The sequence below is a fragment of the Rhizobium sp. Root1203 genome, from assembly GCF_001424945.1.
GTDB lineage: Bacteria > Pseudomonadota > Alphaproteobacteria > Rhizobiales > Rhizobiaceae > Rhizobium.
This window is the reverse complement of sequence record NZ_LMCW01000006.1, coordinates 38,995-54,739: the sequence shown is the minus strand read 5'-3', so window position 1 is coordinate 54,739 and position 15,745 is coordinate 38,995. Positions and strand designations below refer to the sequence as shown.

The window sequence follows — 15,745 nt, the reverse complement described above, 5'->3', positions numbered from 1 at the left end:
CGTGTTAAGGGCCATGGCAATATTCAGATGTGAAAGTCTTATCCATGACCCCTCCTCTCACGATCGCCGACCTCAAGAACCTCGCACAGCGCCGCGTCCCGAAGATGTTTTTCGACTATGCGGATTCCGGTGCCTGGACGGAGTCGACATATCAGGCGAACGAGAGCGATTTCGCCAAGATCAAGCTGCGGCAGCGCGTGATGGTCGACATGACGAACCGCACGCTGGAAACGACGATGATCGGCCAGAAGGTCTCGATGCCCATCGCTCTTGCGCCGACCGGCATGACCGGCATGCAGCACGCCGACGGAGAGATGCTGGCTGCGCGCGCCGCGGAAGAGGCCGGAGTGCCCTTCACGCTCTCGACCATGAGCATCTGCTCCATCGAGGACGTCGCATCTGTCACGACCAAGCCCTTCTGGTTCCAGCTTTACGTGATGAAGGACAAGGACTTCGTCATGAACCTGATCAACCGCGCCAAGGCGGCCAAGTGCTCGGCGCTGGTGCTGACCGCCGACCTGCAAATCCTCGGCCAGCGTCACAAGGACCTGCGCAACGGTCTCTCCGCGCCTCCGAAATTCACGCCCAAGCACATCTGGCAGATGGCGACGCGCCCCTTCTGGTGTCTGGACATGCTGCAGACCAAGCGCCGCACCTTCGGCAACATCGTCGGCCACGCCAAGAACGTTTCGGACCTCTCGTCGCTCTCCTCCTGGACCGCCGAGCAGTTCGACCCGCAGCTCTCCTGGGCCGACGTTGCCTGGATCAAGGAAAAATGGGGCGGCCCGCTGATCATCAAGGGCATCTGCGACGTCGAGGATGCGAAATCGGCGGCCGAAACCGGTGCTGACGCGATCATCGTCTCCAATCACGGCGGCCGCCAGCTCGACGGCGCGCCCTCCTCGATCAGCGTCCTGCCTGGCATCGTCGACGCCGTCGGCCACAAGATCGAGATCCACCTCGATGGTGGCATCCGCTCCGGTCAGGACGTACTGAAGGCCGTGGCACTCGGCGCCAAGGGCACCTATATCGGCCGCCCCTTCCTCTACGGCCTCGGCGCCATGGGCAAGGACGGCGTAAGCCTGGCGCTCAACATCCTCCGCAAGGAGATGGACGTCACGATGGCCCTCTGCGGCAAGCGCGACATTAACGAGGTGAACTCCTCGATCATCGCCGGACGGCAGTAGAGCTTAAAGCTGTTGCGGGACCGTCCCATTTCGGCGGCCCCGCAATACAACATATAGACGTATTTATAATTTTTACTATTTTTTCGAGAAAACCTTGAAAGCACCAAAAGAGTGCTTTTCGATCATCGCCGGACGGCAGTAGAGCTTAAAGCTGTTGCGGGACCGTCCCATTTCAGCGGCCCCGCAATACAACATATAGACGTATTTATAATTTTTACTATTTTTTCGAGAAAACCTTGAAAGCACCAAAAGAGTGCTTTACGTTTGAGGTATGTCTCCATCGGTCAGGCCATCGCCCCAGGATATGCTGCGCTACAGACTGGCGCCGAGCACAGAGTCTGGTCAGGCGATCGACGAAACACTCGCGGCCTACAACCGCATGTTCGAAATCCTCAACGACATTCTGTCCGAGCACGCCGGCGCCAATCTCGTGGTTTTGCATGAGTTGGCCTACGAAACCATCCGCGGACGCACCGGTCTTCCCGCCCGCCTGGTGACACTCGGCCTTCGCGATTTTGCAACCAACAAGCCGGTCGGTGCTGCAAGACGCCTTCCGCTGGACGACAAGCTCTTCGCAGTCAAGGGACATCAGGACCTTACGATCGCCACGTTGCGCGGCAGAGTCGCGGTTCCCTTCGATATTGCGGGATATTCGCCGGGCTGGGACAGCATTTTCCCGGCCTATCTGACCGTGACCAACGACGTCCGTGAAATCCACATCGGCGTCACACGCAACGCCACCAGCAACGAGGACAGCATGATGAACGAAGGCATCTTGTCACGCATGGGCCGCTTGATCGCGGGTGCCGCCAATGCGGCGATCGACAAGGCGGAAGGCGCCAACAAGGTCGTAGTCATCGAACAGGCCATCCGCGAGATCGATGCGGCCGCTGACGAGGCGCGCACGGACCTCGGAAGGGCGAAGGCTGAAGAGTACCGCGTTGAAAGCCGTCGCCGCGAGATCTTGGCCGATATGGATACGCTGGACAGCAAGATCAGGCTTGCGGTCTTCGATGGACGTGACGATCTCGCAAAAGCCGGTGTCGCGCGCCAGATCGACATCGAGGCGCAGATCGCCGCGCTCGACAAGGCGCTCCTGGACGCCAGGGAGCGTGTCGAGGAAGGCCAGAAGGCGTTACAGGCGATCCTCGCAACGAGACGCGAGGCAGACACGCGTCTTGCGGACTATAAGCGCAGCATCGCGGCGCATGCACCGGAGCTTGCTGCCGGTACGAAGCGGCCCGACCCCAAAGCGAACGCCGAACGGGCGTCAGCCGCGGTTTCCAGAATGACCGGCGTCCCCGCCGGCGATGCGGGCGGCAGCACCGAACTCGATGAGCTTGACCGGCTGCACCGGGAAAAGGCGATTGAAGCCCGCTTGGCGCGCTTCAAGGCGGACAACAAGTAGCGCCGATGCACCTTTTGCTCGCCCCGGAGTGTGCTCCTTTCGCCATTGCCGCCGTCATGCTTGCTGGCCTGACGGCGATCGAAATCCTAGCCACGACGATCGGTTTCTCCGTGAGTGAATGGTTGGGAAAACCGCATGCCGACGGCCACGAAGGAATTGCCGGCATGCTTTCATGGTTGAACGTCGGCGGCATTCCGATCCTGATCCTGCTGATGCTGGTGCTCGGCTTTTTCTCGATCGGCGGCTTCGTCGTACAGGCGATAGCCGACGCCATCTGGTCGCCGCTGCCGTCGATCCTCGCATCCATCCCGGCGGTCGTCGCAACCGTTCCACTTGTCCGTGGCTTCAGCCGCGCGATCGCCCGCTTCGTTCCGCGCGACGAAACCTACGCGGTAGATGCGGCTGAGTTCGTCGGCCGCATCGGCGAAGTGGTCACTGGTCCTCTCGACCAGGGCCTTCCCGGTCGCGTTCGCGCCAAGGACGTCCACGGAAACTGGCATACGCTGCGCGCCCGCGCAGCCAAGAGCGAGAGCCCGATCGCCATAGGCGCAAGGGCCCTCCTCGTCGATCGCAAAGCAGACGTTTTCATTGCAGTTATCGCCCCGGACGACCTTGTCGAAGGGCAACATTTCAATAAGGACCAATCATGATTTACGATATTATTCTGCCGGCCGGCATTGGAATCGTTCTCATATTCGGCATTGGTTTCGTCCTTGCCTCCCTCTATACGCGTTCCAGTCGCGACGAAGCCTATGTGCGTACTGGCCTAGGCGGCCAGAAGGTCGTCGTCGACGGCGGCTCGGTCGTGTTGCCGATCTTTCACTCCATCGCCCGCGTCAACCTCAAGACCTTGCGCCTTGAGGTTCGCCGTGGCGAGGGCGACGCGCTGATCACCAAGGACAGAATGCGCGTCGACATCGGCGCCGAGTTCTATGTGCGCGTCAAACCGGATGTATCCTCTATCGCGCTCGCGGCGCAGACGCTCGGCAACCGAACCAACGATGCCGAAGAACTTCGTATGCTTATCGAAGCGAAATTCGTCGACGGGCTGCGGTCCGTCGCAGCAACCATGACGCTCGATGCCCTGCAGGAACAGCGTATGGATTTCGTCAAGGCCGTCCAGGAAGCGGTCGGGTCAGATCTGCAGTCGAACGGTCTCGAGCTCGAATCCGTCTCGCTGACGCGTCTCGACCAGACCGACATCAAGCACTTCAACGCCAACAATTTCTTCGATGCGCACGGCCTTGCGGCACTCACCCGCATCACCGAGGGGCGCAAGAAAGAGCGCAACGAAATCGTCCGCGACACGGAAGTGGCCATCGCCCAGAAAGACCTGGAAGCCCGTCAGCAATCGCTCGCCATAGAACGCACGAAGCGCGAGGCGGAACTCAGCCAGGAACGCGACATCGCCAACAAGTCGGCGGCGACCCGCGCCGAGACCGCGCAGCAGGAACAGGCTGCAAAGCGCGCCGAGGAAGAAGCCCGCATCGCCTCCGAACAGGCAATCGCGGAACGCGAAGCATCTGCCAAGCAGGCTCGCGAAAGCGCCAACATCGACGCCACCCGCGCGGTCCAGCAGCGTGACACGGAAGCCCGCCGCGACCTGCAGATCGTAGCCCAGGAAAGCGCGATCGCGGTTGCCAACAAGAGCCGGGAGGAGTCGGAGGCAAAAGCCAAGGCAGAAGCGGCGCGCGCCCTCGCAATTGCAGCGGAGGAAAAGGTCGGCACTGCCAAGGCGGTCGAGATTGCAGAGCGTGAGAAGCAGATCGCTGTGATCGATGCGCGCAAGAAGGCCGAAACGGAAGCGACTGCCGTCACCGTCGGCGCCGAAGCGGAAAAGCAGGCGGCCGCCGACCAGGCCGAGGCAATCAAGACACTCGCGACTGCAGAGGCGGACGCCGCCATCATCAAGGCGAAGGGTATTCTGGAGACGGGCAAGGCAGAAGCCGAAAGCGAAGCGCTTCTGAACGAAGCCCGCAACAAGCTGAATGCCGCGATCATCGAATTCGAGATTACCCGCGAACGCATCCGCATCATTCCCGCTGCGCTCGCCGAAGCGGTGAAGCCGATCGAGAAGATTTCCGACATCAAGATCTTCGATACCGGCGGGATGCTGGGACGCGGCGGCAATGGCGGCGGCGCGAACGGTATCGGCATGGGCGAAGGCCTCGCCGCACAGCTTCTTTCCTACCAGGCCAACAAGCCCATTCTGGACCGGCTGATGAAGGAAGCAGGCTTCGAGGGCGACAATGCCGTGTCGGCTCTACTGGACAATCTGGATGCCAAGACAACGACGTCGGCGCCCGCCAGACCTGCTGCCTCGCCTCCCACCGCGACGAAGGCACTCGACGGCAAAGGCGCCTAGAAGTGCTTCCCTATCGAATCCAGCCATCAACCAACGCGCCTGCCCAATCCGGGCGGGCGTTCCTTTCGGCGAGCCGCGCCATCGCCATGTGGTCGTAGGCCACGGTCCGGAAGGTCGGTGCCCAGCCCGCCTCGGTCTTGTCGAGGATGGCATAGCAGGCCAGCGGATGTCCGACCTCGACCTTGTGAGGATAGGGTGCATCGTCCTCATAGGCCGGACAGCCGACGCTGCCGGGATTGACGATCAGTCGTCCGTCCGACAGTTGGACCATGCGCGCGACGTGGCTGTGGGCGCAAAGGATCAGCGATTGCTCGATTCCCTCGGCCATCGCCTCTATCTCGGCCTGCGGCCGAAGGGTCACATGCCCTTCGGCCGTGACCTTCTCCAGCCAGTAGAGATTGTCGTCCTTCGGCGTGGCGTGGCACAGATAGACCGCGTCCCGAAAGACCCGATCAAACGGCAGTTTGCGCAGCCAGGCGAAGTGCCGCTCGGCAAGCTGTCCATGCGCATGCGCATCGGATGGCTGAAGTCGGCCCTCCGGCGTCTCGATGAGATAGCGGTCGTGATTGCCGCGCACGCTGTGCGCCGCGTCGGCATCGAGGAGCAGCAGCAGATCGGCCGTCCGCGCCGCTTCGAGCGGCCCGCTCAAGGCGTCGCCGAGGTTGACCACGTCGCGGATGCCCAGCGAGGTGATATCGGCAAGCACCGCTTCGAGTGCCAGATGGTTGCCGTGAACGTCTGCGATGGCAGCGAAACGCACGGCCTAGCTACCCCGATAGGTCGAGTAGCCGTAGGGCGAAAGCAGCAGCGGAACGTGGTAATGCGCGGTCACGTCGGCCACGCCGAACCGGATCGGCACGATGTCCAGAAACGCCGGATGCGGCAGCGCGGCGCCCGTCCTGCGCAGATAGTCGCCGGCATGGAACAGCAACTCGTAGGTTCCCGCCTTGAACGTGTCTCCGACCAGGATCGGTCCGCCATCGACGCGACCGTCCGAATTGGTTGTTACCGTCGTGAGGAGATGCCGCACCTCTCCGTCGAGACGAAAGAGATCGATTTTCAACCCCTCGGCAGGCTTGCCGGACGCGGTATCGAGAACATGGGTGGTCAATCCGGTCATGGGCTTGGCTCGCTGATAATGAAGGGCGTTTCGAAGACGTATTCTTCCAGATTGTTGCCCGGCCCGTCGCGATCTACGACGATGAAGTCACTGACGGCACCGAGGGCCATCAGCGGGTGATGCCAGACGTTGCGGCGATAATTCACCCCCTGATCGCCGCGCGCGAAAAATGCCTGCGGACGCCCCGGCTTGCCATCTTCGTCCTCGGAAACGACGACGACGAACGGACGACCCGAAATCGGCGAAAAGCTCTGGCTGCCGAACGGATGACGCTCCATCATGCCGACGTCATAGGGAAAGGCACGCGGCTGGCCGCGGAAGAGATTGATGATGACCCGTGCACCATCGCCAGCGGCTTGCGCGGCGGCGAGCGCATGGAAGCGCTCGGTCGTGCCATTGTTGATGAGCCGGACTGTTTCCGGATCGGCTTCGATGACATCGCCGAAAGGCGCGAAGGCGGACTTGGTGAGGGGGTGGATGTCGAGAAATTGTGTCACGATTATTCGCCCTGGGCTCGCCAATGGCGCAGCATGTGCAGTGCCTGGATCAATTCAGGGACAGCTTTTGTGGCAGTATCCCAAACCGTGTCCAGATCGATAGTGAAGTAGCCGTGGGCGATGCGATTTCGCATGCCCTGCATCTTTATCCAGGGGACATCAGGATGCTCTGCGACCACCTCCGGAAATTCCTCCATTAGCCGCGTGACAACTTCCCCGATCATAAGCAGGTTCATGCCGACAGCACGCTGTTTCAGCACATCTTTTAAGAAGTCATCCTTGCGTGTTCCTTTGATGAAGTCGCCAACTTCAAGAGCCGCCTGCTGCATCTGATCGAGATAGGATTGTAACCAGTCGGAATTCATACCGGCTTCGCCTCGTCAAGCACGCGCACCCGCACTTTCTCGGGAAAGTCGCCGGGAACGAGGAGATGAATCTCAGTACCGTGCATGATGTCCTTCAGCTCTTCCAACAACCCGCCGAGGTCGAACAGGGTCGTTCCCGGCAACGTATCCACCAGGATGTCCAGATCGCTGTCGGCCCTGTCCTCACCGCGCGCCACCGAACCGAAGACACGCGGGTTCGTCGCGTTGAAGCGCTTCGTCGCTTCGCGGATCGCCTGCCTGTTCTTCTCCAGAACGTCAGATGGTTTCATCGTGGTCGAACTCCAGTTCCCCAACTATAAGCCACTGGCACACAAGAGAAAAGCGCCCTGCACATCGAGCCGCGTCACGCCGGCAGCAGCGCTGTCAGCCGCAACAGCGCGATCCGCTCCACCTGTGTCGTCGCCGTCGCGAACTCCGCGTCGCCGCTGTTTGCGATCCGCTGTTCGAAAGCAGCCAGAATATCGTCCTTGTTCAACCCCTTCACCGCGATGATGAAAGGGAAGCCGAATTTTTCGACGTAGGCGGCGTTGAGTTCGGTAAACCGCGCATGCTCCTCGCCGCTCAGCCGGTCGAGCCCCGCGCCTGCCTGCTCCTGCTTGCTGTCTTCCGTCAATTCGCCGGCAATCGCCAGCCGTCCGGCGAGATCGGGGTGGGCACGCAGAACGCCGAGCCGCTCCTCGGGGCTTGCCGCACGAAAGATGGCCACAAGAGCCGTGTGAACCCGATCGACGGTCAGTTCCTCACCGACATAGCCATCGTCATACGCGCGCTCGGCGACGAACGGCGAATGCTCGAAAACGCCGCCAAAGCGGGATACGAATTCCTGGCGCGGGATCATCGGATAGCCTCCGGCTTGTGATGGGCGTGCCAGTGCTCGGCGATCTCGATCCGGCGCGGGATCCAGACCTTGTCGTGCTTCAGCACATACTCCATGAAGCGCTTCAGCGCGGCAGCCCGCCCCGGACGGCCGACGAGGCGGCAATGCAGGCCGATCGACATCATTTTCGGACTGCCCTCCTTGCCTTCCGCATAAAGCGTATCGAAGGCATCCTTCAGGTAGGCGAAGAACTGGTCGCCGGAATTGAAGCCCTGCGGCGTGGCAAAGCGCATGTCGTTGGTTTCGAGCGTGTAGGGAATGATCAGGAACGGCTTTTCGTCCGCACCCTTAACCCAATAAGGAAGATCGTCCGCGTAGGAGTCCGACGAATAGAGGAAGCCGCCCTCCTCCTGCACCAGCCGCAATGTGTTGTCCGAAGGCTTGCCCTGGTACATGCCGTAGGGCCGCTCGCCGGTCAGCTCCGTATGCAGGCGCACCGCCTCGGCGATGTGCTTGCGCTCCAGATCCTCCGGAAAGTCCTTGTACTCCAACCAGCGGTAACCGTGGCTGGCGATCTCCCAGCCCGCTTCCTTCATGGCCGCGACGGCTTCGGGGTTGCGTGCCATGGCCAGCGTCACGCCATAGACAGTCGCCTGCACCTTGAGTTCGGTGAACAGGCGCCACAACCGCCAGAATCCGGCGCGCGAACCATATTCGTAGATCGATTCCATGTTGAGGTTGCGCTGGTTCGGCCAGGCCGCGGCGCCGACGATCTCCGACAGAAGGTTTTCCGAGGCGGGGTCGCCGTCGAGGATCGAGCTTTCGCCGCCCTCCTCGTAGTTGATCACGAACTGAACGGCCACACGCGCGTCGCCCGGCCACTTTGGATCGGGCGTGTTTCGGCCGTAGCCGACGAGATTGCGCGGATAGGTCTCGGATACCATGAAATCACCTTCTGAAACGTCGGGCGAACGGTAGCATCCGGACACGGAATGTCGAGACGGAAAGTATGCAACAGAGTTTTGCCTATGCGGCACAACCTCTTAGGCAGGCACCGCAACCCGCTCCCTGCGGGCGGTCACCTTTCCCATCGGATGCAGCGAGTGCACGCGAAATGGACCGCCGTTGCCTTCCTCGAACATCAAGGCGACATTCGAGACCTTGACCGGTTCGGCAAGTACCGGGCCGAAAACGTTGCGAAGCGCCAGCTCGATGCGCGGCATGTCCTGGTGGCTGACGGACCCCGTGACCGGCATGTGGAACCGGAATTCGTCCATCACGTGCGGGCAACCCCAGCGATGCAGGTTCGCAAACTGCGCGGCTGACAGACCGTCGGGGTCGCTCCGCTCGATATCGGCATCGCTGAGCGGTGCGCGGAAACGGTCGAATTGCTGCACGATCGCCGAAGCGAGATAGTGAATGTGCTCGCAGGGTAGAGACGGAACCAGGCTGTAGAATCCGCCCATGCGCGCGACCTCGAGTTGCTTGATATGAAACGGCGTCAGCGTACCGCAGAAGCGCATCAAATCTCGCAGGAGTTGCTCCTCGGAGACGCCGGGCGCAAGGCGGAAGGGTGCTTTCAGCACACCGTGAAAGCCATAGCGGCGCGGCACGGCCGTCAGGAACGCGACCTCGTGAATGCTCAACCCCCGGATTGCCGTCGGCTCGACCATCTCGCCCGAAAACACATTCCGGCCCAGCCAGTTTGCGGCCGCATAGGTCAGCGGATCGCTGGCAGCGGGCGTAAAACAAATGGCGTAGCGCATGCGATTCCCTCCGTAGGCGAGCGGTTGCGGCTCACTCGGCCCCGCTGTTGCGCAAGCTGATAGGTGATTTGCATGACAGAATAACGAAGGGCAGCAACTGCTAATTCACGCTTAGCGGGAAGCGACGCTGATGTGACTGGCGAAGCGAAAGCTTTCGGGAAGGTCGAAAGGCGGATTGCGGCCAGCAGCGCTCGCGACGACCCACTCGGCCAGCCTGTGCGCCAGCCCGAAGCTCACCTTGAAGCCGCCGGTGAGAGCGAGCAGCCTCTCGTGGACCGGGTGTGCGCCCACCATGGGGTCGCGATCGATGGCCTTCGGGCGCAAACCCGCCCAGCGCTCGACGACCGGGGCGTCGTTGAGCACCGGTACGAGCTCCCTTGCAGCCTCCAGAAGCACATCGAGTTGTCCGTCGGTGGAATAGGGGTCGTCGAAGCGGTTCTCGCTGGTGCTGCCGATGGCGACATGACCGCCCTCGTGCGCCACGACATAGAGCCCGTCGCGGAAAATCGTCGGCAGCGACGGATCGAGATCGGCTCTGAGCAACGCCGCCTGCCCCTTGACGGGCTGACCGAGCGGCTGCGTCAGACCCTCGCTGTAGCGCGCGAGCAGGGGGAAGGACCGGTATCCGGCGGCGACGATGCAATGGCCGAAAGCGATGGTTCCCGCGTCGGTCTCCGCGAGATTGCGGACGAGATCGAGATCCGCAAGCGCGACATTGTCGATGATCCGCACATGCTTTGCGCCGCGCAGGAATGCGGCGAGCGTGGCAACAAGCGATCGCGGTGCAACCCTGGCGGCAAGCGTGTCATGGACGAGGCCGCAGCCGTTTCCGCCGGTGACCGGCCAATCGGGGACCGGAGGCGCGTCGAGAAGGTGCCAGCGGAAGCGACGCTCGCCCGCATCCCAGTGAATTTCGGCATCGGCGGAATGTCCGAGCGCGATCTGGCGCAGATGCGGTTTCGGCAAGGGAATGAGACGACCCGAGCGGCGATAGCCCGCCGAAAGCCCGGTCTCGCTCTCGAGCGTTGCGATTTCTGCTTCCAGCGAGACCAGTGCATCGAACTGGAATTGCTTCTTGGCGTTCCATTTGTCCGGCATGTGCGGCATCAGTGCCCCGAGCAGGCCGCCGCTGGCGCCATGCCCGAGGAAGCCTTCGTCGATCAGCACCGTATCGATTCCCATTCGCTCCGCATGAACGGCCGCCCACAGCCCCATGATGCCGCCGCCGACGATCAGCAGCGCTGCAGACGATTGACCCGAAGGCAAGGCAGGACTATCGGCTGTTGACATGACAGAAACGGATCCCGATCAGATGGACAGAGCAAACCAGCCGCTTGAATGGCGCGACGGCGATATGCCCTATTCACCGGCCTTTGGCGACCATTTTTATTGCCAGACGGACGGCCGCCTGGAATGCAGTCACGTCTTCCTTGCGGGCAACGGCCTGCCGGAGCGCTGGCAGAACCGCGCGACCTTCCTGATCGGTGAGCTGGGCTTCGGCACTGGCCTCAACTTCGCGGAGACATGGCGACAGTGGAAGCTCTTCCGGTCGAGCGGCCAGCATCTGCACTTCATGTCGTTCGAACTCTACCCCATGCGCCGCGACGAAATCGACCGCGCATTGTCGCACTGGCCGGAAATCGATACCGAGCGTCAGGCGCTCGCCGCCCTGTGGCCGGATAGACCGGAGGGCACAGTGTCGCTGGCGCTGGACGATCAGACCACGCTCAGCGTGGTTTGCGGCCGGGCGACCGACGGCGTCGCGGCGGCGGCGGCGGACTTCGACGCATGGTATCTGGACGGCTTTGCGCCGTCGCGCAATGCGGACATGTGGTCGGAGGAACTGATGCGCCTCGTCTGCGCGAAGTCGGTGCCCGCGGGCACGTTCGCGACTTATGCCGCCGCGGGGTTTGTCCGGCGCAATCTGATTGCCGCGGGATTCGCTGTAGAACGCCGTGGAGGATTTGCCGGCAAGCGCGAGATGCTCTGCGGCGTCAAGCCCTAGCCAGCCGAGCGACCGGCAGCGCGTTCGCTCTTGCCGAGCCACAGGCCGATCTTTTCTTCAAGAAGCTCGGGACTGATCGGCTTCGAGATGTAGTCGTCCATGCCGGCATCCAGGCAGAGTTCGCGATCGCTCTCCAGCGCATGCGCGGTCACCCCCACGATCGGCACGCGATGGCCCTGCCCGCGCTCGATATCGCGTATGCTGCGCGTTGCCTCGTGCCCGTTCATCAGCGGCATGGAGACGTCCATCATGATGATGCGCGGCGTGTGCTTTTCCCAGGCCTCGATAGCCTCCTGCCCATTGCCGACCACAAGAAACGTGAGCCCGGTTGCCTGCAGGATCTGCGTGAACACGATCTGGTTCACGTCGTTGTCTTCGGCAACGAGGACGTCGATGAACGTCGGCCCGGGTCGTTCGACAGGCGACGCGGCTGCCGGCTCGGGTTCGGTCTCGACGATGGAGCGGCCGCCGCAATCGGCCGCCAGCCGGACCCTGTGAGTCCGGACGACGTCGACAATGGTGTTGCGCAGGACGTTGGCACGTGCCGGTTTCATCAGATGCGCCTGACCGTTCAGAGCGGCAAACTCCTTCTCGGTGCCCGCAATGTCCATCGACGTCATGAAGATGATCGGCAGGTCGCTGAAGCGGTCGTCGGCGCGCAGTTTTCGCGCGATGTCCGCCCCGTTCATGCCGGGTATCTGATAATCGAGCACTATGGCGTCGACCGCAATGCCCAGCTCGTGAGCCGACTCGAGGATTGCGAGCCCTTCGATCCCATCATCGGCAGCAGCACCGTCGAAACCCCACAGTGCCAGTTGCTCCGTCAGGATCTGGCGGTTCACCGCGTTGTCGTCGACGACCAGAATGCGCGCGCCTCGGACATTGATCGGCAGCGGCCTCGGATCATGCCGCGCAGCTGCGACGAAAAATGGCAGATTGACCGTGAAGACGGATCCCCTGCCGAGTTCGCTTTCGACCTCGATATAGCCGCCGAAAAGATCGACGAGACCGGCGGTGATCGCCAGACCAAGGCCCGTCCCCTCGTGACGTCGCGTCGAGGACCCGTCGATCTGCGAAAATTTGCCGAAGATGGAATCGATCCGATCCGGCGGCATTCCTATGCCGGTGTCTTCGATGCGGATCGTCGCCATGATTTCGTCGGCCGCGCCCGCAGTATGGTCCATATCGACGAGGACGTGACCGCGTTCCGTGAACTTGATGGCATTGCCGACGAGATTTGTGAGGATCTGCCGAAACCGGCCTGCATCGCCGATGATGGCGGATGGCAAGCCGGACGCGGTGCGAACGAGCAGCTCGACGCCCCGTTCCGCTGCCAGCGACGATAGCAGCGTGACCACGTCCTCCACCGCCTCGACCGGATCGAAAGTCATCCGGCGCAGGGTCATCCGGCCGGAATCGATCTTCGAGAAATCGAGGATATCGTTGATGATGGTCATCAGCGCGTTGCCTGACTTCTCAATGATATCGACGAAGGTCTTCTGGCGGGTATCAAGGTTGGTATTCGCCAGCAGTTCGGCCATCCCGAGCACGCCGTTCATCGGCGTCCGAATCTCGTGGCTCATATTGGCGAGAAACTCCGACTTGACCTTGTCGGCCGCCTCGGCTCGCGCAAGCAGGAGCGTCAACTCCTCCTCGCGGCTCTTCATCGCGGTGATGTCCGTGAACAGCGCAACCCAGTGCCGGCGCTCACTGACGGCGATGTCCATCTGAACCCAGCGACCTTCGGGAACGCGAAACAGCCGCGAGACGGCCTGCCCCATGCCAAGGCTCTGCCTGAGTTCGCCGAGCACAACGCCTGGATCGCCTGCGAAGTCGCCGCGGGCGGCACAGAAGGTGAAGAACTCCGCCCAGTTCCGGCCGATCTCGAGATGACTGCGAGGAATATCGAACATGCCGGCGAGCGCGTCGTTGCTGAGCAGGATTTCGTCCCCCTGGACGATGAGCAAGCCCTGCGACATGGCGTGCGTTGCATCGCCCATCAGTTCGCCGAGGCTTTCCAGTGCCTCGCGCGCTGCATGGATCTCCTTCTCATGCAGGCGGATGGTGGAGATATCGGCGTAGGTAAGCAGGACGCGCTCGTTCGATATCCGGCGGCTGTCGACAACGAGCGAAGTGCTGCCCCAGTTTATCTCTGCCGATGGCGCCTGGTCGTCCGAGCGAAACTGACGGACGCGCCGCTCATACATCTCTTCGGGCGTCACGCCCGGACCATAGCGGCCGAGCGCGTGATTATGCTCCACGAGCTCCCTGTACGGGCGCCCTTCGAAGCGCCGGTCCGGCAGATCCGAAATCGTATAGAAGGCCTGGTTGCCATAAAGAATCGTCAGATCGCTCTCAAGGATGAGAACGCCGACAGGCAACGAATTGAGGATGCTTGCGATATCGCGGTGCAGCACCTCCGTATGCGCCTGCGCTGCGATCAGCTCCTTCTCACGCTCCTTGAGCAGCGAGACATCCGCGAAAGAACCGACGACATAGCGCTTGCCGCCGGTGGATTCGATACGGTTGATGCGGGCAAGTACCGGATAGAGCTTGCCGCCGGCTCCGGGCAGAAGACTCTCGACCTCGGCCGTCTCGCCTGTCTCCAGCACCTCGAGGTTGCCCCGATGAATGACGCCTCCGGCGACGTCACCGAACATCTCCTGCTCGGTCTTGCCGAGCGCGTCGGCACGCGATTGGCCTGTGAACACTTCAAAGCACGGGTTGGCATAGATCAGGCGATGATCGTCGTCGCGCGCGAAAGCGGCAACCGGAAGGGCTTCCATGATCGCGCGCAGCAGATCGAGTTCCGCCGCCCTGTCGATGGATGGGCCGACCGTCGCGCGTCGCGCGTGCTTCGCCCTGCGCTCTGTCTCGAAGAGGCCGAGGACATAGACGCGCTCTGGCGACAGCATGAAGCTCTCGATCCGCGTCCGGTGATAGTCGACACCTGACGCGTCGAAGCAGATAGCGCTTTCCTCGCTTGCAAAGACCAGCGCTCGGCGTTCCTTGTCCTCCCGGTCCTCCTCTTCCGGTCGGTCGAACAGCTCGCGGCTGCGCCGGCCGATGAAATCGGAGATCTCTTTCGAGAAAAAGTCGGCATAGGCCTGGTTTACGGCGACGTACCGAAGCTCGCTGTTCTTGACATAGGCCGGGTAATCCAGATCCGCGATCCGGCGGCATGCCAGTTCGAGAAGGTCCCCGCGCGATCTCAAGAAGCTGCTCCACCCCAAAGTTTTCAAGAAAAATCCACTCGCCCGACCTTAGCCGCGAGGTCTTTAACAATGCATTAACCATGACGATCCGGTGGGCGAAAAATGCTGCGTGGCAACTCCAAGTTCACCTGGCGGGAATCAGCCGACCGCGGTGCTGCCGACCGCATCGGGGCAAGCAGGAGCAGCTGAAATATGATAGAACTGCCCTAATGTTTATTGGGACTTCAGACGACCTGGAGGCCAAGACTCGTCCACGAAAGGAGACGAACATGTCCGTACTTCATAGAAGCATGGCGGCGGGCCTGATCACGTTGACTTTGACGACCACTCCGCTCGTTGGAAATCCGGCGACGGCCAACTCGAACGATGCCTTCTGGGGCGGGATAGCAGTCGGCACAGTCGGGGGCGTCGTGCTCTCGCAGGGCCTGCGTCCCTATCCGTACACTTACGGCTATCCAGATGGATACGGCTATCCCTATGCCTACGGCTACCGCTATGGCGCGGCCTATTATCGCTATCCCTATAGACCCTACTATCGGGCCTATCCGGTCTACAGATCCCAATACCGCCCCTACTACTATCAGCCCTACCGTCGCTGTCATGTCGAATGGCGACGCAACGGCTGGGGAACGGCATACAGGGTAAGTGTCTGCCCCTATTGAGGGATCGGCCAGCATGCGGGCACCGCCGAAAGAGCGGCTTTCAGAAGCCTTTCTCCGGCCGTGCCCTTGACTTTCCAAGCAAACTAGACCAAATGCAGGCCAGCTTTCACCTTCCGGCCGCCGCGTGAGCGTGCCCCTGCCAGCAAATAGGATGCAGGAAGAAGGACAAAAGCGCATTTCGTACACGCCGCATCCCAAGACGCGGCAGAAGCGCTGGAAAGCTTTTTCCAACAAGACAAGTTCCCACTTCACGCGGGGTTCTTGACGCCAGAATAACACCGGACCGCACTCCGCGTTCCGGCGATTTTGTTTTGGCG

Annotated in this window: 16 protein-coding genes; 6 read left to right on the top strand and 10 right to left on the bottom strand. The window is 61.7% G+C overall.

Annotated elements, in window-relative coordinates:
- The first annotated feature begins 44 nt into the window (after positions 1–44).
- From ASC97_RS06860 to ASC97_RS06845, 4 genes are all read left to right on the top strand, one after another.
- Positions 45–1,187 (top strand): alpha-hydroxy acid oxidase, encoded by a 1,143-nt coding sequence (locus tag ASC97_RS06860; protein ID WP_057467607.1) that lies wholly within the window; start codon positions 45–47, stop codon positions 1,185–1,187.
- A 271-nt stretch (positions 1,188–1,458) separates the two neighbouring features.
- Entirely contained in the window at positions 1,459–2,595 is a 1,137-nt protein-coding gene (locus tag ASC97_RS06855; RefSeq protein WP_057467606.1) for a PspA/IM30 family protein, read from the top strand.
- Between the two features lie 5 nt (positions 2,596–2,600).
- Complete coding sequence (locus ASC97_RS06850; protein ID WP_057467605.1) at positions 2,601–3,245, top strand: OB-fold-containig protein; 645 nt, start codon at positions 2,601–2,603, stop codon at positions 3,243–3,245.
- Positions 3,242–4,960, top strand: a complete 1,719-nt coding sequence (locus ASC97_RS06845; protein ID WP_057467604.1) for a flotillin family protein — start codon at positions 3,242–3,244, stop codon at positions 4,958–4,960. Before ASC97_RS06850 ends, ASC97_RS06845 begins: the two co-directional genes overlap by 4 nt.
- A gap of 10 nt (positions 4,961–4,970) precedes the next feature.
- Here the strand turns inward: ASC97_RS06845 and ASC97_RS06840 are convergent, their stop codons facing one another.
- The 9 genes from ASC97_RS06840 to ASC97_RS06800 all read right to left on the bottom strand — a co-directional run bounded on the left by ASC97_RS06840 (position 4,971) and on the right by ASC97_RS06800 (position 10,836).
- Positions 4,971–5,720 carry a metallophosphoesterase family protein gene (locus ASC97_RS06840; protein ID WP_057467603.1) on the bottom strand — a complete coding sequence of 250 codons (750 nt, stop codon included), beginning with the start codon at positions 5,718–5,720 and terminating at the stop codon, positions 4,971–4,973.
- 3 nt (positions 5,721–5,723) lie between these two features.
- Positions 5,724–6,080, bottom strand: coding sequence for a hydroxyisourate hydrolase (gene uraH, locus ASC97_RS06835; protein ID WP_057467602.1), 357 nt, complete (start codon positions 6,078–6,080; stop codon positions 5,724–5,726).
- On the bottom strand, positions 6,077–6,577 hold the full coding sequence (locus ASC97_RS06830) for an ureidoglycolate lyase (RefSeq protein WP_057467601.1): 501 nt from the start codon (positions 6,575–6,577) through the stop codon (positions 6,077–6,079). The genes uraH and ASC97_RS06830 overlap by 4 nt, the downstream gene beginning before the upstream one ends.
- A gap of 2 nt (positions 6,578–6,579) precedes the next feature.
- Complete coding sequence (locus tag ASC97_RS06825; RefSeq protein ID WP_057467600.1) at positions 6,580–6,942, bottom strand: HepT-like ribonuclease domain-containing protein; 363 nt, start codon at positions 6,940–6,942, stop codon at positions 6,580–6,582.
- Positions 6,939–7,232, bottom strand: coding sequence for a nucleotidyltransferase family protein (locus ASC97_RS06820; RefSeq protein WP_057467599.1), 294 nt, complete (start codon positions 7,230–7,232; stop codon positions 6,939–6,941). Before ASC97_RS06820 ends, ASC97_RS06825 begins: the two co-directional genes overlap by 4 nt.
- 74 nt (positions 7,233–7,306) lie before the next feature.
- Complete coding sequence (uraD, locus tag ASC97_RS06815) at positions 7,307–7,801, bottom strand: 2-oxo-4-hydroxy-4-carboxy-5-ureidoimidazoline decarboxylase (protein ID WP_057467598.1); 495 nt, start codon at positions 7,799–7,801, stop codon at positions 7,307–7,309.
- Complete coding sequence (gene puuE / locus ASC97_RS06810) at positions 7,798–8,724, bottom strand: allantoinase PuuE (RefSeq protein ID WP_057467597.1); 927 nt, start codon at positions 8,722–8,724, stop codon at positions 7,798–7,800. The genes uraD and puuE overlap by 4 nt, the downstream gene beginning before the upstream one ends.
- A gap of 99 nt (positions 8,725–8,823) precedes the next feature.
- Positions 8,824–9,546, bottom strand: a complete 723-nt coding sequence (locus tag ASC97_RS06805; protein WP_057467596.1) for a DUF1045 domain-containing protein — start codon at positions 9,544–9,546, stop codon at positions 8,824–8,826.
- A gap of 111 nt (positions 9,547–9,657) precedes the next feature.
- A complete protein-coding gene (locus ASC97_RS06800) occupies positions 9,658–10,836 on the bottom strand; it encodes an NAD(P)/FAD-dependent oxidoreductase (protein ID WP_057467595.1) in 1,179 nt (392 codons plus the stop codon).
- Between ASC97_RS06800 and mnmD the strand changes: the two genes are divergently transcribed.
- Positions 10,835–11,551: a tRNA (5-methylaminomethyl-2-thiouridine)(34)-methyltransferase MnmD gene (gene mnmD / locus ASC97_RS06795; RefSeq protein WP_057467594.1), complete on the top strand. Its 717-nt coding sequence runs from the start codon at positions 10,835–10,837 to the stop codon at positions 11,549–11,551. The genes ASC97_RS06800 and mnmD overlap by 2 nt on opposite strands.
- Here the strand turns inward: mnmD and ASC97_RS06790 are convergent.
- Positions 11,548–14,766 (bottom strand): PAS domain-containing hybrid sensor histidine kinase/response regulator, encoded by a 3,219-nt coding sequence (locus tag ASC97_RS06790; protein WP_057467593.1) that lies wholly within the window; start codon positions 14,764–14,766, stop codon positions 11,548–11,550. The two genes, mnmD and ASC97_RS06790, sit on opposite strands and share 4 nt — an antisense overlap.
- Positions 14,767–15,035: 269 nt before the next feature.
- Between ASC97_RS06790 and ASC97_RS06785 the strand changes: the two genes are divergently transcribed.
- Positions 15,036–15,428: a hypothetical protein gene (locus tag ASC97_RS06785; protein WP_057467592.1), complete on the top strand. Its 393-nt coding sequence runs from the start codon at positions 15,036–15,038 to the stop codon at positions 15,426–15,428.
- Positions 15,429–15,745: the final 317 nt, after the last annotated feature.